The organism is Ktedonobacter sp. SOSP1-85, from assembly GCF_016587415.1.
Classification (GTDB): domain Bacteria; phylum Chloroflexota; class Ktedonobacteria; order Ktedonobacterales; family Ktedonobacteraceae; genus Ktedonobacter.
Window position 1 is genome coordinate 675780 of the sequence record NZ_BNJI01000003.1, and the last position, 18080, is coordinate 693859.

The following is an 18080-nucleotide window of genomic DNA, read 5'->3' on the forward strand; positions in this document are numbered from 1 at the left end:
TAAGCTTCTTTGAGAGAGGCAGACCTGGCAGCTTGCCATCTCTCAATGTATTCACCATATCCATCTTATTTCGTAGGAGGTTCTTTATGCAGACGCGCCACGAGTCGCGCTTCTCTCTCTACCGTGCTCTTAGCTCATCCCTCTGGCGCTATACGGCTGTATTTCTGCTACTGCTGCTCAGCATCGCCACTGGCTTCCTCATCTACTCAAGCGCGCACGCGCAACACACTACACAACCTATCTCTCGCCGTGTAGTACACCAGCGCTCTGGAGCTAATCTCCCCATGCCTGATCACGTCGTGGTCGTTGTTGAGGAGAACCATAGCTACTCTCAGATCATTGGTAATGAGGACGCGCCTTATATCAATGCCCTGGCCGCGCATGGCGCCTCCCTCACCAATATGCATGGCATCACGCATCCCAGCCAGCCAAACTACCTGGCGCTTTTCGCAGGCTCGAGCTTCAATCTCTCCAGCGATGACTGCCCTCAGAGCTTCCAGAGCGCGAACCTGGGCCAGGAACTACTACAGGCGGGGCACAGCTTCAGCGGCTACTCCGAGGATATGCCCCATACTGGCTTTAGCGATTGCTACGCTCCCTGGTGGTTCTTCCAGATGTACGCGCGCAAGCATAATCCCTGGAGCGACTTTAGCAATGTGCCTACCAGCGCCAATCAGCCTTTCTCCAGCTTTCCCAGCGATTACAATTCGCTGCCAACCGTCTCCTTCGTGATTCCCAATCAGAACAACGATATGCATTCCGCTTCAGTTGAGCAGGCCGACAACTGGCTGAAGCAGCACTTCGATAGCTATGCCCAGTGGGCGCAAAAGCATAATAGCCTGCTAATCGTCACCTGGGATGAGGATAATGATACCTCGGTCAATCAGATTCCAACCCTCTTCGTTGGCCCCATGGTCAAGGCTGGACACTATGGCGAGAATCTTAACCACTATAATACCCTGCGCACGCTCGAAGACATGTATGACCTGCCCTATGCCAACAATAGCGCGCACGCCCAACCCATCAGCGATACCTGGCGCTAGCCTTGTGTGAGATACAAAAAGCACCGCCCCGCTGTTTATGACAGGGTCGGTGCTTTTTGGGTATAAGACTACCTTACATTGTTCTGTTCTGGCGCTGAGTTGTGCTACCTTTTGCTGCGGCGCTGTCACCATGGAAAAGGTAATTGGAAGAGTTGGGATCCAGGGCGCCCGCAGGGGCATCTTGCACCATCCGCGCGAAATGATCCAGGTCATGCTGGAGGGCATTATCAAAGCGACTACCCACGCCCAGTTTCTCGCCAGCATCGCCAAGGGGACCGGCAGGCGGATTATAGTTCAGGAAGACATCGACCCTGGTCTGGTTACTGCCGGTTGGCTCAAACGTCACCTTGCCAAAGTTCTCCAGGCCATTGGTTGAGCGCCAGCCAATCTGCTGATTCTCAATCCAGTTCTCATTGGTGGCATCCCACTCGTGGCGCCCGGCGACATCCGCCACCCAGTGACTATTCTGGTTGTCGTAGTAGGTGACTTCTTTCATAAAGCTCATAAACTTCGGGAAGTCGTTAAAGTGAGAGAACAAGGCATACACCTGGTTCACAGGCGCATTTACAACTACAGAAGCATGATGTTCCGCATAGTTCTTAGCCATTTACTTACTCCTTTGACTATAACGAAGGTAAGATCCTTGATGGCCACCCTCCGGCACCTCCCTTTTCCCCCTTCCATCAAATTCGGGTGGTTTTTCCTTCCGTACACTACACTGATTTACTCCACACTTCGTTACATCGTTTAACTCACCTCTAGCAATTTATCATGCTATTCATCCCCTTCCCTTAATACATACAATGAGGCGGCCGGACAAAGCCCGGCCGCCTCATTGTATGTATTAATTCTACGCACGCTTACTCGTATTTGCTGGTGCTCGCACAGGTCGAGTCGCCTGTCTTGTAGATGTTGGCCCAGTCAGCCGGAGGGGTGATCTGCTGCGCGTTATCTACAACGCCATGGACACACGACTTGAGCGCATAGGTCGCGGTGCGCTGGTCGATGGGTACCCAGGCGGCATCGTCAATCATTTGCTGCTCAACTTTGTTGTACTGTGAGATGCGCTCGGCAGTATTCTGGTTGGCATCAGCCTTAAGCATAAGATCCTGGATCTGCTGCTGTGTGCTAACATCCTTCGATTGACCCATACCGTAGTTGGTCTGGTTATAGCTCGAACCCTTACCAAACAGAAGCGTGGTCCAGTCCTCGGGATCGGGATAGTCCGCGATCCAGTCGATGACCCACATCTGCAAGGATTTGACATTGCCCGTCGAGCTCGCGGTATCGTCCAGCAGTTTGTTCCATTCCTCGTCGTTAATGATCACATTCACGCCGAGATTGTCTTTCCACTGCTGCTGCAAGAACTGGTACTCGTTCTTGGTCGCCTGGTCGCCACGGGTGGCTACGGTGAGGGTGATCTGGGGGAAGTTCGCGCTAGTATAGCCCTCTTCCTGCATACCCTCCTGCAACAATTTCTTCGCCTGGGTCACATCACCCTTGGTCTCCTTAACGCCTGCAGGCCCCACCAGGTTCGCATTGTAACCAGGCATGCCGCTGGGGATGATATGGTTGGAGGCTATACGTGCGCCCTTCCAGATGCGCTGAGCGATCAGGTCTTTATCAATCGAGAGCGCAAACGCCTGGCGAATCTTCACGTTGTTGAAGGGCTTCACCAGGTAGTTCATGGTAAAGTAGTCGATGGTCAGCTCAGGAACCTGGCGGAACTGATTGTTGGCAAAGCCGCGTGCCTCATCCAGGTTGCTGGTCGGTACGGTCGCGTAGTCGACCTGGTTGGCCTTGTAGGCTTTGTAGGTCGTCTGGGGATCTTTGTAGAAGGGGAAGACCAGTTTCTTCAACTGTGGCTTGGCACCCCAATAGTTCGCATTGGGTACGAAGCTAATATACTGACCCGAGAGGCGCTGGTCCAGCCTGAAGGGACCGGAGCAACCGCCCTCGCTCAGGTGCTTAAAGTAGTCGGTGTCGCCATACTTCTGCACCATGCTCTTCTCTACCACATAGGAGGTAGGATAGGTCAGGGCGTCCAGGAAATACTGCGCTTTCTGCGTGGTCACAATCTTGACCGTCGTGGCATCGGGCGCGAAGAGGCTATCATTGATCAAGGTTGGAACCTTGCCCGTATTACGCTTATCCGAATCTTTGATCAGCGCCAGGTAGGCAGGGGCAACCGTTGATTTGAGTTCTGGCTTGAGCGCACGATCAATGCTAAAGACCACATCGTCTGAAGTCAGAGGCTTACCATCACTGAACTTCAGACCGGGACGCAACTTAAAGGTCCAGGTCAGGCCATCCGCAGAGGTCGTCCAGGACTGCGCCAGCTCTCCATACACCTCAAGCTTATCGTTGAGCTGTACCAGGCCGGTAAACATCGTTTCGAGTGAATTGACCGAGGCTGAGTCGGTAGACAGGGCGGGATCAAGTGTTGCCACATCAGAGATACCGCTAAGAGGCTGCGCATAAATTTGCTTGTTATCAGGCAATTTACTACCTGTGCTACTTCCTGAGTTGCTCCCACACGCCGAAATCAGCATGGAAAGCAAACAGAGAAGAGCAGGCAGAAAAGTTATGGCAATACGTCTGCCACGTTTCATGCAAATACTCCTTACTTCCTATCGAAAACCTGAGCGCGCTTATCCCCGAATGGGGGAAGCGCTAGTCACGATAATGGCGTTGGTTTTCGTATAAGAATTTACTCTAGACTTGAACAGCGGGGTGTTCCAATACAATGTAGGCTCGAAAAATGCGTGAGGATAGCGGTCATTCGTGTTTAGATCTTTTCCTCTTGCTTAAAACCACAGGGGCGAAACCAAGTATGCTTCAGCAATCGCCCGGCAGACTAAATGTTTAGCCCTTTCGTGAAGTGATAGTTCTATCTTATGTGTATACTACGTATGCATATCTTAATAATCTCACACAATCTCGCACAATTTCTAATAATATTTATTTCGCTAGCACCATATCTATCAAAAAAATAAAACATGAGTCGCTATAATAGTCTCACATTCACAAATTAAGATGCAATAAAACCGGGGTGAGCGAGAACATATAGCTTATGTTCTCGCTCACCCCGGTTCAATCTGTACCGATTAATGGTACAAGCTGTTTATTGCTGAGTAGCCCACGCTGAGACTAGCGTGTCGCGACGCTAAAGACATGAATGCGACCACCGCCCGTCGTTGCCGTTGGGAGCGTTACACTCAATACGGTCTTTTTCGGATTAATTGGAATGTCAGTGTAGAACACATAGGTGTTTACATTCTGCTTTCCATTGGGACCATTGCGATAGGTTGTCTTTGACACCGTCAAGTTACCAAAGGATGGTGCTACCCGACCAGCATTCAATGTCCAGTCGCTAAAGCCCAGCGTCCCTGTATCCGTTGTACCATCGGTATAGGTAATCGTCACAGTCCCACTGGTCGCGCCATTGGTCGAGGAACCCAGGAAGGTCAGGTAGTTTGACCCGAAGCTGCCATTGACCGGGATGGTCTGTCCATTGGCAACGTAGTTGTTTACCGCCCCTGCGGGAACCGCAGGCCAGATGAAGCTTGCTCCATTGGCGAAGACAGAGCCACCCTGCTTAATACCACTCCCCGAGAGCGCCTGGGCCGAATAGCTATATCCACCACCATCGTAGTTACCAGCGCGGGTATTGTTATCGTTGCTGGTTCCTACCATAGAGTAGGGATTTGTTGCATAAGGCGCGTTTGCCTTGGTTGCGACAGCAAAGACATGGGTTTGACCACCTTTGACACTGCCTGGCAGCGTTACGCTTGCGATGGTTTTGCCTGCCTGCAAACCAACCTCGGTGTAAAACACATAGGTGCTAACATTTTCTTTCCCAGTGGGCGTATTACGATAGGGGGTTGAAGTCACTACCAGGTTGTTGAATGAGGGTGCAGCTGCATTCGCGCCCAGCGTCCAATCACTAAAGCCCAGGGTAAAGGTTTGGGTTGTATTATCGGTATAGGTAATCGTGGCCTGCCCACTTGAAGGTCCATTTGTCGCGGACCCCAGGAAGGCCAGAGTGCTCGCGTTATCCACAGGTGTAATAGCTATCTTCTGTCCCTGGGCAATATAGTTATTCTGCGTTCCAGGATCCGAAGCCGGCCAGACAAAGGTTGTCCCGTACGCCGTCAGCGAACTTCCCGGCACAAGACCAGCGGACTGCATCGCCTGGGCAGAATAACTTCTCAAGCCATCAAAGCTACCAGATTTTGGCTGCCCATCATCACTGGTGCCAACATTGTTATAAGGAACGTTTGGCGAGACCGGCGTCGAGACAGTCCCAACCTTCGTTGCAATGGAGAAGACGTGCAACTGTCCACCAACAACGGTTGAGGGCAACGTCACGCTCTGCACCGTTTTGCCATCCTGAAGAGCCACGTCCGCGTAGAAGACATATGTGTTTACTCCCTCCAGGCCATTGGGCGTATTACGATATGCCATGATCGCCTTTTTGCCATTGCCAAAGGAGACCGGGCTCTTACCACCGCCAAGTGTCCAATCGCTAAAGCCAAGCGTGAAGCCCTGAGAAGTGCCATCCGTATAGTGAACGACAGCTCTACCAGATGTGGGTCCGTTGGCGGAGGCACCCAGGAAACCCAGCACATTCGCGTTCGCGATGGGTGCTACTGGCACCGTCTGTCCCTGCGCCAGGTAATCATCCGGCGTTCCCGCGACCGCGTTTGGCCAGGTGAAAACCATATTGTTAAAGAAGACATTATCACCGGTGACAAGGCCGCTATTTTGCAAAGCCTGCAAAGAGTAGCTGCGCTTCCCTCCATCGAAGTTACCCACGCCAGGATTCGTATCATCGGTAATGCCTACGTTGTTAAATGTTGTCTGGGGATTTGGAGTTGGTGTCGGCGTTGATGTCGATGTGCCACTCGGAGTTGGCGTCGGCGTGCTGGCTGATTTTAAGCCGTAGATGAGCAGGCTACTCTTCGTGCCTACAAAAACCTCACCGTTGGCCACAGCAGGTACAGTAAATTTCGCGAAAATGCTTTGACCAAAGCTATCACTGTAGAGTTCATTCCCCAGGTTCGTCGCGTCATAGGCGCGTAGGAGGCCATTGGGGTCCAGAGCCCATACAATCGCTGTCGAAGCGTCCGTGCCATTGCTGGACGTGACCGAGCCACCACCAGTAAAAGCAAAGCTCTCAGGCGTCTTTGAACTATAGCTTGTCGAGAGCAGGCCAGTCGTTGGATTGAAGGAGAAGGCCTTAATGCTATCGCTCGCACCAGTGAAGTAGACGTTGTTGTTCCAATAGGTCGGCGTACTGTAGACTCCTCCTACCAGGTGCGGCGGCAGTTCCTGCTTTACCTGGTCGATATTGGTCGCGCTAACGTTGTTACAATCCAGGGTACCCGACACAGGTGTGTATTTACCCATGTTATTGTTGTCTACAACGTAGATGCGGCCCTCTTTCCCTACACCAATATGTTCATTAGTGCCAGGAATCTGCAAAGGGCCACCCGAACCCAGATCGGCGTCCGCGTTCTGTAAACACTTCTGGTTGAAGGGGGCAAAATAGTCTTCCTGTTGCAACTGAGGCGAGAGTTTGACGAAGGAATCCGCATTATTCTTGCCACCGGTATTAATATCGAAGTCGCCATTGCCCGAAATAGTATAGATGTTACCAGCACTATCAGAGGCCAGGGCGTTGCCCGCACCCCAGATGCCACCACCAGAGCCATTTGGCGTATTATTGTAAATGGCCGTTTGCTGTAAGCTAGTGCTGTAGGACATAATCCAGCCGTGGTAAGGCTGGTTATCACAAAACGAAGCAAAGGCGATATAGATCTGCCCATTTGCCATCAAGAGCGCCGAACGGTTGCGCTCACGGTCAGCGCGGAAGGCCACCTGTCCGCCAGTGCTTCCTGCGCCCGTTCCTGCTACCGAGCCTTGAATGGGGAGGCTAGGTGCTATCTTATCCTGTCCCGTGCTGATGTCCAGGGCATGCAAACGATAGATGGGAACACCATTCTCCTTGGTGTAGGAGATCACGTACATAATATTGTTCGTGCTATCAATCACCGGCGTCCCAGTAATGCCAATCTCGGGCACCATATCGTTACAGGACACATCGCCTGATGGCACGGACGTCACACCAGACTTCAGAAAGCTGGTGTACCATAGTGGCTGTGTAGGCGTGATTTGGTCGGCATCGAAGGCGTAAACTCCATCGTGCTCGGTCTCAACGAAGACGACGTTGTGCTTCACGCCTCCAATCGTCAGGTTGGGAACGAAGAGCGGCTGCGCATAGACCTGGCCATCCACTGGATAGCTCACACGCCTGCCAAACTGTGAGGTATTAACATTGCTCTTGTTTAACATCGTCTCATTAGCATAAGCACCCGTACGATTATTATCACCCTTATAGGTCAAAATAGCACTGTTAGCGGCTGCATACGCCTTTAAGTTCGGTAAAATTTCATTAAGAGTAAGTAATGTTCCCCCCACAATACAAACGAGGAACACCAGGCTTAAGAGGAGGAATGTTGAATACCTCTTACTTCCACGGCGAGTCGATAAATGCGCATACAAGGATGCATTACGAGGAGGTTGGGGACCGGACATCATCCATGTTCTCCTTACGTCGGGTACATACAAACACAATTATTTATTACGGCAAAGCAAGCAAAAAGAAGGTGCGTGTAAAGTTTTTTTTCACTATCTTCTGACTATAAGAGATAGTTAAAAATTTTCTACTATAATAAACGTAACTTGGGATATTTATGTAGTATAATACAGCAAAAGATAATTTGGAACATATACCTCTACCTAATAGACGAAAGTCCTGATCAAATAACCAGATTCTGGGAACTAATTAGCAAGACAAACGTCATTACATCTTAGATAATGAGTAATTTATTCATCATAATAAAATGAACAGAAGGAGTATCGCCTTTTCGATTAAAAAGGCTGAAATATCTATATGAAACGCTCACTTTTCATAGCCATACTCTTCACCTGCCTGGCTCTTCTACTCATCGCTTGCAATGATCAGAGCCAGAGTACAAGTTCATCTAAGAAATCACCAGGCCAGGAACAACAGACGAACGCTATCACTTCGCCTGTCCCGGCTCCAACCTTTTCCAAATCCGCTGTAAGTAGCATTCCCACTGCTATTACCTATTATCAGGCCCTCAAGGATCGCGACTATGCGAAAGCATACGCCTATCTTGATGCCAACGCCACAACCACTGATGGCAAGAAACTGACCCAGGAGAGCTTTACTCAGATGGCCCAGAATGCCTTTATCCAAAGTGGGGCTATCACTGGTATTACGATGGTTCCTGGTAGCAGTGATGGAACGCAGATTGTGACTACTATTGATCGCAATGCCAACGTGCACTATCATTCACACCTGACCATGAAGAAAGAGGGATCAACCTGGAAGATTCTCTCCTTAGATAGAATTTAGGTAAAAGATAGCAAAAGAGGGTGGCCTTTGTCTGTAGGCCACCCTCGTTGCTATAATAGGGAACATAATAACAGCTTCATGCTATTTATCTCTACCCTGTATTATCGATACAGAGTTCGAAAGGATACCGCAAATACCGTGCTTGGGCCAATAGTGCGAGCGGCAAGAAGCCTGGCGCTTCCCCTCCTGCTCCTACAACTGATGCTGATTGTGAGTGCCTGTGGCCTGACCGAGGCACCTACACATAAAACCTATACCTATTCCACCATCTCCAGCCTGCCAAAGGATCGCGTAACCAATCCTCAGGAGGTAGCCTATACCTATCAAACAGGCGAAAACGTTGTTCTCTCCTGGGCTACACAATCTGGACAGGATACCCTCGATAATAAACCCCAGCCTGTAAAGATTGAGGCCGGCCTGGTAGGTCCCTTTACTAGCATAGAGAGCCTTAAGAAGGCCATTAGCTTCGATGGCAATAATATCACAGGCCATGTGCAGGCAACAATTACACCTATTCAGACCAATAACTGGTCTGACAAGGCCGTCGATGCTAATCTGCAACTGCCTTCATCCATGCCTGCGGGCTACTATATGCTGGTCCAGCGCATCCAGGTCGGACAGGGCTATCAGCCTCCCGTACCAACCGGGCGCATCATTAAAGTCATCGCGATACCTGGCTCCTAGCCAGGCTCACCTCTGGATGCCCCTCTCCTATGCAGGGGTCGAACGCTCCAACAGGTCCGTGACATGCTGTAGGAGGGCATCCAACTCAAATGGCTTTTTGAGATACATGACGTTCCTGCGCTTGGGCAAGCGCTCAGGGAGATTGCCGCTAATGAGAATCACTGGAATATGCTCACTCTCGGTTGAGGCGCGTAGATGGTCGATAAGCTCTAAACCATCCATATGGGGCAGATGGTAATCCAATAAAATAAGGTCTGGCAGCACAGTACGAATCATTCTGAGCGCCTGCAAGCCATCTGTAGCAAAAATGACTTTATAGGAAACCTCTTCTTTAAGCGCTTGCGCTAAAAAGTATCCTACATGGATATCATCTTCGACAACGAGAATCGTCTTCCTTGACTGCTTTGTAAGATCCTCGGGGCCATACACATTTGGCATCCTCTGATTCCTCTAACTTAACTAGGTGCTACCTATCGAAAACCTGAGCGCGCTTGTCCCCGAATGGGGGGAGCGCTAGCCACGAGAGTGGCGCCGTGCCCCGAAGGGGGGTTGGTTTCCGTATAAGAAGATAGTGATTTCAATACTCTTCAACATATACCATGATACTTTTTTTCCAGGGGAAAGCAATCCATTCTACTACATATTTACGGATGAGAGAGGATCAAGTTGAGAGTCCCGCCACTCAATTTTCCACAGCCGAGACCATGTTCCCATCTCAAAAGCCTCTTTCGCCGCGTTGACCGCTAATTCGGACGTTGGCAAGTTAATGGAAAAAGTACTGCCCTGCCCCAACCTGCTCTGCACCTCTAGTCGTCCTCCATGCTCCTCAACAATAGCACGGGCAATATAGAGTCCCAACCCCAGTCCCTTCACAGAACCATGTTGCCCTTCTACTCCCCCAACTCGGTAAAATTGTTCAAAGATGTGCTGTAGAGCATCAGGGGCGACACCCGCGCCCTCATCCTGGACGGCAATGCATATCTCTTGCTCGCCTACCTGAAAGGTGACGGTTATCGGTCTCTTAACTGGAGAGTATTTGCGCGCGTTATTAAGCAGATTGAGTAGCACCTGGCTGAGCCGCTGAGCATCCACCACCCCTATGCACTGATTATCTGTAGAGACAGTCGGCGCCACGCGCTCACAGGCGAACTCATCTATGGCCTGCTGACAGAGCGCGACCAGGTCGGTCTGCTCACGCTGCACATGAAATTGCTGCATCTGGATATGGGCGGCATCATGCAGGTCAGCTATAAGTCGTTCCATGCGTTTAATAGCACCCTCGACAGTGTCAAAATTCTGCACAAGCCGCTCCCCCGACTGTCCCCGCTGCACCTGGCGCTTCATCAATTGCATCAAGCCTTTAACGCTGGTAAGGGGGCCCGCCATTTCGTGCACCACCATGCGCAACATCTGTTCTCTAGATTCATTGACGGACGCAAGAGCTACATTCGCCTGCTGCAATTCCTCAGTACGCTGGTATACCTGCTGCTCAAGCGAGGCCGCATACTGCTCAAGCTCCTGCTGCTGGTGTTTCACCTGCTGGCGGAGTTGGACTGTATCGATGGCTCTGCGTACCGCAGCGGCGAAATCATCACGATCTATCGGCTTAAGTATGTAATCATACGCGCCACCACGGAGCGCGCGAATAGCCAGATCATGCTCACCATGGCCCGTAATTAACAATACAGGAGTCTCTGGCTGTAAGTCCTGCAAAGCAGTTAGCAGGTCGAAACCATCCATACCGGGCATTTTTATATCACTGACAATGACGTCATAGCTCTGCGCTCGAACAAGCTCAAGCGCGAGCTGCGCCGATTCCGCAGTGTCCACATGCAGGTTTTGTAAGCGCAACCGCAGCATATGGGGAAGCGCTTGCAATAAAGCGGAGTCGTCATCCACTACCAGTAGTCGTGCATCCGCCATTGAAGGCAACACTTTTCTTCTCTCCATACTATCGATTGTAAAAGACGAGATTGCCTTATGTCAACTTCGAGATCTCTTCCCGACTCAGAGAATAGCCTCTGCGCCGTCTCCAAAATAAGCCGCCTATAAGTAATGGTATAGATCGGCCTTCTCTACAGCGACACTCACGAGTTGCGCGTTACTTGTCGCCCGGCTGCCATCTGGCAGGGTCAGGGTATCCTCGAAGCCTATACGTATGTCATAACCATGAGCCAGCGCGGCGTCCAGTAGGGGCCAGGCTGTCTGCTCAAAGCCATGCAATAGGAGCGGCCGCCACACACTCGCCATGCGCAGGCGCGCCACGATAGACTCAACCGTGCGCAAGGCCGCGCACGCCTCCACCTCTTCCGGCTCCAATAGGATCCGCAGGCAGCGCGGCGCATATCCTGATGCCAGGAATGCCTCCACATCCTCAAGCGTGCTGAGTCCAGCCTCGATGCCTACGCCACGCGTTTGTAGGAGCGCGCAAAGCTCAGCAGCGCCTGGCTCCGAGAAGTTGACCGAGGCGAAATCTGGCAGCACTCGCCACGCACGCACACTCTCCAGGCGCCGCTCCACAGTGGACTCGATCCAGAGGCCAGTGCTTACACCTACAGGTATACCCGGACAACTCTTGCGCACAGCCTGTAGCGCTTCACCAATAACCTGAGGGGCCAGCGATTGAGCTCCCTGACTGTTCCGTGGATGAATATGCAAGGCTCCTGCGCCAACCTCTATCGCCACACGCGCCTCGCGCGCCAGTTCTTCAGGCATCAAGGGCAATCCAGGATGTTCATCTCGCTCGCGACTCCCATTTAAACATGCTTTGATCAGCACTCTACTATCCTCTCCTATCCTGCTAGTCTTCGCTACAATGAAACAAATACGCCTTATAGCTAATAACGAAGAGAAAGCGCATCGCGATGCGCTTTCTCTTCGTTATTAGCTATATTTCCTCAATCTCGGATGGTTCGCACACGTATGATAGCTAGAATGCCAAAGAGTAGCGAGAGCACAAGCAAGAGCGCACCACCCGCGTATTGCAGCGGCCAGTAGTCATCTTCCGTCTGGTAGACAGTCTTCCACTGTAGGTTAAGGTCCCGGATGCATTTATTTACATTGCCATTAGAGGCTGAGTCATGCCAGTTGCAATAGCTATGAATATCCCCCGTCTCCTGCCCCTGCCGATCAGCAAAGCCCGCGTATATCACCAGTTCCATCTGCTGACCCCAATACCCATTTCCATGATACTCCATATACTGCACATGGGGAGGTACCAGGTTGCCATAATTACCACTAAACAGCAGAAAGCAAGCCACGTAGAGCACAAAGGTCAGCGCCATAGCCAGGATGCTGCGCCGGGTAAGGCTACCCACAAGTACACCTAGCATCAAGCCAAAGAGAGTCAGCCCAACAACAACCGGCCCCGTGACAAGGTAGCGCGACCAGATCTCAAACGGGCCATCCCCCACAAGCATATCCTGTAAAACATTCTCTAGAAAAGCCAGGACAGTAGCGAGCACCAGTACGCCTGCTACAAGCAACGCCAGTTTGATCACCAGCCAGCGCGTACGCGAGGTTCCCTGTAGCCAGGCCACATAATGCGTCTTCTGCGCTCGCTCACGGGACACCAGCGGCGCGCCCACAAAAACCGCTACAAGCAGCGGCAGCAACATGACAACTTCATACTGAAACGTAAAGGCGTCATAGTTGCGCCCCAGCAGGATAAACGCATAGAAGGCCAGCAAGAGTACACCTATGAGCAGAGCGACACGGTGCTGCCGCCAGGTAAGCCAGGTCATAATCAAAATCCCTTCTCAATCAACCGAGGAGCGTACTCGTATGAATATCACTACACCCAACCCCAGCGAGAGCACAAGCAGGATGCCGCTCACGATCCATTGCAGCGGCCAGTAGTTCTCTTCTGGCTGATAGGTGATTTTTATAGGCGTACTACCTATACATTCATTTATCTCTTGGGAGTTCGATGAGGAGAGATGGCAATATGCGCTTATATTCTTAATCTCATTCCCTTGTTGATCAATATTCACCATCTTTACAATTGCAGCTTCCTGTAACAGATCTTGAGGGTAGTCATGTTGTTGATCCCAGATATAGGTCCGGGGCGGAAGGAGGTAGGCATACCAATTGGTCAGGGCCAGAAAGACGACGAGAAAGAGGGTAAATGCTATGGTCATAGCTGGCACGTTGCGACGCACAAAGCAGCCGACCGCCACCCCAAGCATAAGTGCGAAGACGACAAGCACCACAGGCACGATACTGGTAAAGAAGAAGCCGCGCCAGGAACCTACTACTCGTACGCCAAGCACAGTAATCATAGAGTGATTTGCAGCAGTATTGGTCTCAAACTCAAAACGCTTATTCGCAAGCAACGCAAAACCTATACTTAAGATCACAAGTACCAAAACAAGCAGCCCGAGCTTTACCGCCAACCAGCGTGTTCGAGCAATACCTTGCGTCCAGGCAAGGTGGTGCGTCCCCTGCTCACGCTCGCGCGCTATCAGTGGCGCGCCTATAAAGGTCGCCACAATCAGCCCGATCAACTGAGGCCAGAGATTGCCAAAACCTAGAACCATCGATTTAAACATGTACCACGGTCCCGGTTGAACATTTGCATTAAGCACTATCACTACCGCCAGGGCATAAAGCGTAAGTGCCACAATGGCACAGAGCAGCACCACTCTGTACTGTCGCCAGGTAAGCCAGGTCATCGTGCTGCCTCCTGCTGTGAGTGGTTATTCGGCGTGGGCAGGGACGGCTGCGCGTCGAGATAGGCCAGCACAATATCCTCCAGCGAGAGGCCCTGCACGACCCAGCGGGGATCAGAGAAGGGACCGGAGAGGCGCGCGAAGACATTGCTCTGCCTCCCGGTATGCCCGGCCTGTATGACACTTACCTCGGAGGCGATGCGCTCAAAGTCGTCGTGGGGACCAATCAGCAGCTTGTGCGAGGTAACAAACGTCTCCAGGTCTTCCTCGACCTTGACCTGTCCCTGAGAGAGCAGCACCAGGCGGTCACAGATATTCTCCAGGTCGGCGATATGGTGCGATGAAATTACGACGCTGGCGCCATTACTGGCCACGGCATCCATAAACAGGCGCACCAATTCGCGCCGCGCCAGGGGATCAACGTTAGCGAACGGCTCGTCCAGTAGCAACAGACGCGGGCGCTTGGCCAGAGCCATTACCAGAGCCAGCAGGGCGCGCTGCCCACCCGAGAGTTTACCGACCGTCGTTTTGAGGGAAATATCCAGGCGTGCCAATGTACGCTCCGCAAGATCGTTATCCCAGGTCGTGTTTAGCTTGCGCCCCAGCGTCAGGGTATCCTTGACGGAGAATGAGCGATAAAGCGGGCGCTCCTGGGCCACAAAGCCGATGCGCGCGATGAGCGCCGTGGCGTTTGGCGCGGGCGTCTCGCCCAGGACGCGAATGCTGCCCGCACTGGGAGCCAGCAGGCCCACCCCCAGGTGCAGCAGCGTGGTTTTGCCCGCGCCATTCAGGCCCACCAGGCCAGTTACTCCCCCCTCGGGATGTGTAGATCACAGTTTTGCAAAGCCCAGCGCTTACCATATTTTTTGCCGAGATGGTTTGCTTCCAATGCCAGTGTCATATACAGTTTCTCCTCTTGAGACTGTTTGATCATATGTAGGGTCCATGCTTGCATGGACTCAATGCCTTTGATCATATGTAGGATCCATGCTTGCACGGGCTCAGGCCGAGCAAGCTCTGCCCCTACAAGTTTTTTTCTCCCCCTATGAAAGGGCCGCGCGCCGTTTCTGTAGCGTATCCATCAATAGGTCCACGACGCTCTCGTCGTCCAGGCCAACCCCGGCGGCCTGCTCAAGCCACTGCTGCAAGCTCACACGCACCCGCTCCAGGCTCTCGCGGTCCGGTACGCGCAATTGTGTGCGCACAAAGGTTCCCAGACCGGGCCGGCTCTCCACCAGCCCATCACGCTCCAGCTCTCGATAAGCCTTGAATACAGTATTGGGATTAATGGCAATCATGGTCACGACCTCGCGTACCGTAGGTAGCTGATCGCCCGGCTGCAACAAACCCAGGCGCAGCGCGCGCTTGACCTGCTGCACCAGTTGCATATATGGAGCCACGCCGGTACGCTGCTCCAGGTGAAACTCAATCATCGCATATTCTCGTCTCACTCACTGCTATTCTACTAATCTACTAAATAACTATGAACATAGCACAAGTATAGGGCGGAACATGCACAAATGTCAAGGATAGGAAGGATGGGTAGGTAGCGCGGACGAATGCCCGCGCTACCTACCCATCCTTCCTATCTTTTATTTCCTTACCTGTCTCCTCGCGAATACGAGGGCTGCAATAGCGCCACACACACAGGTCAGATAGGTCCAGAAATTGCCCTTATCACCTATGCCTATAAGACCTGGAAACAAGCCTCCAATCACTCCGCCACCAATCCCAATCACAACCGTAACAGCCGTACCCAGCCGCTCTTCCCGCATCACATAATCACCAATTGCCCCGGCTACAGCACCAATAGCGATCCAGACGATACCAGCCCATAGTGCATCCAGCAAACTTGCTAGCACCATACCTCGACCATCCTTTCTGCCAACGCTCCTCATTCCTGCATCTATTCATGATTGGGCCGTCGGATATCTCTATCTTTCAAGTAGGGATAAGGCAGCCCTCACAGGCTCTTTCTAAAGAACAATATACCAAACACGTCACCTATACATTCGCCTATTACCTTGTCTGTTGTCCGAAATAATTGCTCCATTTGTCGAACAGGAAATCCGCCACATCTGCGAAACCACTACCTGGACGATATGTGCGCTCAATGTGCAAGCAGATCATATGCTTCTCTTTGTACGTAGCCCCCGAATGTTTCTCCCTCGCAGATTGCTCGCACGTTAAAAGGCACGACCGCCCGCAACGTGTTTCAGTGTTTTCCCGAAAGAAAGAAACAGTTTTGAGGCGGTACCTTCTGGTCTCGTTCGTACTACGTGGGCAGTGTCGGAGATATGAGCGCGGATACCGTGCTCATATAGATCGAATTGGGACAGCAATAACGGGCAAAGAGAAGTATTCACTCTTGCGAGGGACGTCGCCATTTCTGTTTTTGTTCCTCTATGGAGTCCAGAATATCTTGACGATGAAATCGCCAGACATCGCCCACCTTAAAACCGGGAATTTCTCCCCTCTCGGCTAACCTCGTCACTGTCCGAGGGGGAACTCCCAACATATCAGCAACTTCTTTCGTCTCTATCGGTCTTTCTGTCGCCACTGAACATACTCAACCGCCTCTCACAGATGACACAGAACAATGTGTTACACCTCATCGCAGTCCCCGACAAACAGGAACGCTATCACCTGGGAGCCGATGAGCGCGAGGATGTGGCTGAATACCTGGGCTATCTCGTGGGCTACCTGGGTGGGCCACTTGCCCCCAAGAAAGCGGAGCATTACCGCAAAGAGCAAGCCCAACAAGAATACCTTCGTAGCAGCATACCGGTGGAGGAGAATGAGGAACGGGACCATTTCCCGTTCCTCTCGAAAGCGAACTGCATGAAACAGATGATCACCGCCAAACTGAAGCTGATGACCACTCCTGAACAGTTGCAGACGTTACGCCAGACGCAACTGACCTATCGGGATGCGCTCAATGCGGTGAGCCAGTATGCTTTCGAGCAGGGCAAAACCAGTAGTATCCTGGCTTTACATCGTGGGATGTATGCAGAGTTGCGCGCTCGCTATCACCTTCCTTCCCAACTAGCCTGTAGCGTGGAACGACAGGTTGCCGCCACCTACAAGGGACTGTGGACCAAGCTGAAAAAGAATGCTGAACATCGTCGAAAGAAGATCACTAAGAAACGCTTTAAAGGACTGGACAAGCCTCCCACCTATAGCTCACCCACTGTTCAGTATACCTATGAGCGAGACTACACCTTTCAGCGAAACCAGCAGGTCAGCATCGGCACGCTCAACGGGCGTACCATTATTCCGTACCAAGGCTACGATGAGCATATGGCACTCATTCGGCATGGAGCCAGTATCGGTGATGCAAAACTCTGGTACGATACACCTAAGAGGTGTTTCTATTTGCTTGTTTCCTTGGAGATCGACGTTGCTGAGCCAAGCTGTGAACACCTGAGCGAGGTAGTCGGCGTGGATGTGGGCATTCGCTATCTAGCAGTGGCCTCCACCTCGGCAGGCAAGGCGACCTTTCATCCAGGGAAGCGGGTGAGACATCGAGCAAACCATTATGCACGGCTGCGCAAACGCTTGCAGAAAAAAGGCACTCGTGGTGCGATCCGTCGGTTGAGACGAATCAAGCAGCGAGAGAGACGGTTAAAGTTGCAAGCCAATCATAGGATTGCCAAACAGATCATTGAGCAGCATCCCCGCACCCTCATTGGGCTGGAACAGTTGACTGATATTCGAGAGCGGACGAAGCGAAGAAAGCGCAGCGCAAGAAAAACGGCAAGGGGTATGAGCAGGTCTCGCCCAAGGCCCGCAAAGCGAATCGGGTGTACTCACAGTGGTCGTTTGCTGAATTGCATGCGCTCATCAGTTACAAGGCAGCTCTTGCAGGGTCACAAGCCATCAAAGTGGATGCAGATTATACCTCAAAAGCATGCCCCATGTGTGGGCATACCGCTGATGACAACCGCCCAAAGAAAGGGTTGCTCTTTGTCTGTCAGCAGTGTCACTACACCCTGCATGCCGATCTGATTGGTGCGAGGAATATCACCATGCGAACGCTCGTGCTTCGACAGGATTGGAGCACGACGGGGTACTTGTCAATTGCCCCTGATGCATCGGATAAGGAAGCCAAAGCTGCACGCCTGCAAAGGTATGCAGAGTTGCGGTGGAATCCAGATGCAAGCCTCCGCTCTGAGAGCGGAGGTCATTGACTTATAGCTGATGCAAACAATACACAAAGACAAAACACCATATTCC

The 18080-nt window shown here is 51.9% G+C and carries 15 protein-coding genes and 1 pseudogene; 4 read left to right on the top strand and 12 right to left on the bottom strand.

Annotated features, from left to right (window positions below; translation table 11 throughout):
* Positions 1–86: 86 nt before the first annotated feature.
* Positions 87–1043: an alkaline phosphatase family protein gene (locus KTE_RS41070; RefSeq protein ID WP_201392254.1), complete on the top strand. Its 957-nt coding sequence runs from the start codon at positions 87–89 to the stop codon at positions 1041–1043.
* A gap of 73 nt (positions 1044–1116) precedes the next feature.
* On the opposite strand, the gene KTE_RS41075 is transcribed toward KTE_RS41070, so the two are convergent.
* The 3 genes from KTE_RS41075 to KTE_RS41085 form a co-directional block, all read right to left on the bottom strand.
* Positions 1117–1650 carry an SRPBCC family protein gene (locus KTE_RS41075; protein ID WP_201392255.1) on the bottom strand — a complete coding sequence of 178 codons (534 nt, stop codon included), beginning with the start codon at positions 1648–1650 and terminating at the stop codon, positions 1117–1119.
* A gap of 253 nt (positions 1651–1903) precedes the next feature.
* Entirely contained in the window at positions 1904–3655 is a 1752-nt protein-coding gene (locus tag KTE_RS41080) for an ABC transporter substrate-binding protein (protein WP_201392256.1), read from the bottom strand.
* Between the two features lie 538 nt (positions 3656–4193).
* Positions 4194–7400: a hypothetical protein gene (locus tag KTE_RS41085; RefSeq protein ID WP_201392257.1), complete on the bottom strand. Its 3207-nt coding sequence runs from the start codon at positions 7398–7400 to the stop codon at positions 4194–4196.
* Positions 7401–8001: 601 nt separating this feature from the next.
* Between KTE_RS41085 and KTE_RS41090 the strand changes: the two genes are divergently transcribed.
* Both KTE_RS41090 and KTE_RS41095 read left to right on the top strand, forming a co-directional pair.
* Complete coding sequence (locus tag KTE_RS41090) at positions 8002–8490, top strand: hypothetical protein (RefSeq protein WP_201392258.1); 489 nt, start codon at positions 8002–8004, stop codon at positions 8488–8490.
* Positions 8491–8628: 138 nt separating this feature from the next.
* Entirely contained in the window at positions 8629–9174 is a 546-nt protein-coding gene (locus KTE_RS41095; protein WP_201392259.1) for a hypothetical protein, read from the top strand.
* A 27-nt stretch (positions 9175–9201) separates the two neighbouring features.
* Here KTE_RS41095 and KTE_RS41100 read toward each other — a convergent pair whose 3' ends face one another.
* The 9 genes from KTE_RS41100 to KTE_RS50275 all read right to left on the bottom strand — a co-directional run bounded on the left by KTE_RS41100 (position 9202) and on the right by KTE_RS50275 (position 16404).
* Entirely contained in the window at positions 9202–9612 is a 411-nt protein-coding gene (locus KTE_RS41100; protein WP_201392260.1) for a response regulator, read from the bottom strand.
* Positions 9613–9810: 198 nt separating this feature from the next.
* Positions 9811–11097, bottom strand: coding sequence for a response regulator (locus KTE_RS41105; RefSeq protein ID WP_201392261.1), 1287 nt, complete (start codon positions 11095–11097; stop codon positions 9811–9813).
* Positions 11098–11220: 123 nt separating this feature from the next.
* On the bottom strand, positions 11221–11952 hold the full coding sequence (locus KTE_RS41110) for a 3-keto-5-aminohexanoate cleavage protein (protein ID WP_201392262.1): 732 nt from the start codon (positions 11950–11952) through the stop codon (positions 11221–11223).
* Positions 11953–12071: 119 nt separating this feature from the next.
* Positions 12072–12917, bottom strand: coding sequence for an ABC transporter permease (locus KTE_RS41115; RefSeq protein ID WP_201392264.1), 846 nt, complete (start codon positions 12915–12917; stop codon positions 12072–12074).
* Between the two features lie 15 nt (positions 12918–12932).
* Complete coding sequence (locus KTE_RS41120; protein ID WP_201392266.1) at positions 12933–13847, bottom strand: ABC transporter permease subunit; 915 nt, start codon at positions 13845–13847, stop codon at positions 12933–12935.
* Positions 13844–14641, bottom strand: a complete 798-nt coding sequence (locus tag KTE_RS41125) for an ATP-binding cassette domain-containing protein (protein WP_201392268.1) — start codon at positions 14639–14641, stop codon at positions 13844–13846. Before KTE_RS41125 ends, KTE_RS41120 begins: the two co-directional genes overlap by 4 nt.
* Positions 14642–14887: 246 nt before the next feature.
* Positions 14888–15277, bottom strand: coding sequence for a GntR family transcriptional regulator (locus KTE_RS41130; RefSeq protein ID WP_201392270.1), 390 nt, complete (start codon positions 15275–15277; stop codon positions 14888–14890).
* A gap of 159 nt (positions 15278–15436) precedes the next feature.
* Entirely contained in the window at positions 15437–15709 is a 273-nt protein-coding gene (locus tag KTE_RS41135) for a hypothetical protein (RefSeq protein ID WP_201392272.1), read from the bottom strand.
* A 497-nt stretch (positions 15710–16206) separates the two neighbouring features.
* Complete coding sequence (locus tag KTE_RS50275) at positions 16207–16404, bottom strand: helix-turn-helix domain-containing protein (protein ID WP_374226872.1); 198 nt, start codon at positions 16402–16404, stop codon at positions 16207–16209.
* A gap of 281 nt (positions 16405–16685) precedes the next feature.
* On the opposite strand from KTE_RS50275, the pseudogene KTE_RS41145 reads away from it, so the two are divergent.
* Positions 16686–18034: pseudogene (locus KTE_RS41145) on the top strand (RNA-guided endonuclease InsQ/TnpB family protein).
* Positions 18035–18080: the final 46 nt, after the last annotated feature.

Coding starts and splice junctions, on each gene's coding strand:
- KTE_RS41070 (WP_201392254.1), top strand. CDS start 87: ATGCAGACGCGCCACGAGTCGCGCTTCTCTCTCTACCGTGCTCTTAGC.
- KTE_RS41075 (WP_201392255.1), bottom strand. CDS start 1,650: ATGGCTAAGAACTATGCGGAACATCATGCTTCTGTAGTTGTAAATGCG.
- KTE_RS41080 (WP_201392256.1), bottom strand. CDS start 3,655: ATGAAACGTGGCAGACGTATTGCCATAACTTTTCTGCCTGCTCTTCTC.
- KTE_RS41085 (WP_201392257.1), bottom strand. CDS start 7,400: ATGTTAAACAAGAGCAATGTTAATACCTCACAGTTTGGCAGGCGTGTG.
- KTE_RS41090 (WP_201392258.1), top strand. CDS start 8,002: ATGAAACGCTCACTTTTCATAGCCATACTCTTCACCTGCCTGGCTCTT.
- KTE_RS41100 (WP_201392260.1), bottom strand. CDS start 9,612: ATGCCAAATGTGTATGGCCCCGAGGATCTTACAAAGCAGTCAAGGAAG.
- KTE_RS41105 (WP_201392261.1), bottom strand. CDS start 11,097: ATGGCGGATGCACGACTACTGGTAGTGGATGACGACTCCGCTTTATTG.
- KTE_RS41115 (WP_201392264.1), bottom strand. CDS start 12,917: ATGACCTGGCTTACCTGGCGGCAGCACCGTGTCGCTCTGCTCATAGGT.
- KTE_RS41120 (WP_201392266.1), bottom strand. CDS start 13,847: ATGACCTGGCTTACCTGGCGACAGTACAGAGTGGTGCTGCTCTGTGCC.
- KTE_RS41130 (WP_201392270.1), bottom strand. CDS start 15,277: ATGATTGAGTTTCACCTGGAGCAGCGTACCGGCGTGGCTCCATATATG.
- KTE_RS41135 (WP_201392272.1), bottom strand. CDS start 15,709: ATGGTGCTAGCAAGTTTGCTGGATGCACTATGGGCTGGTATCGTCTGG.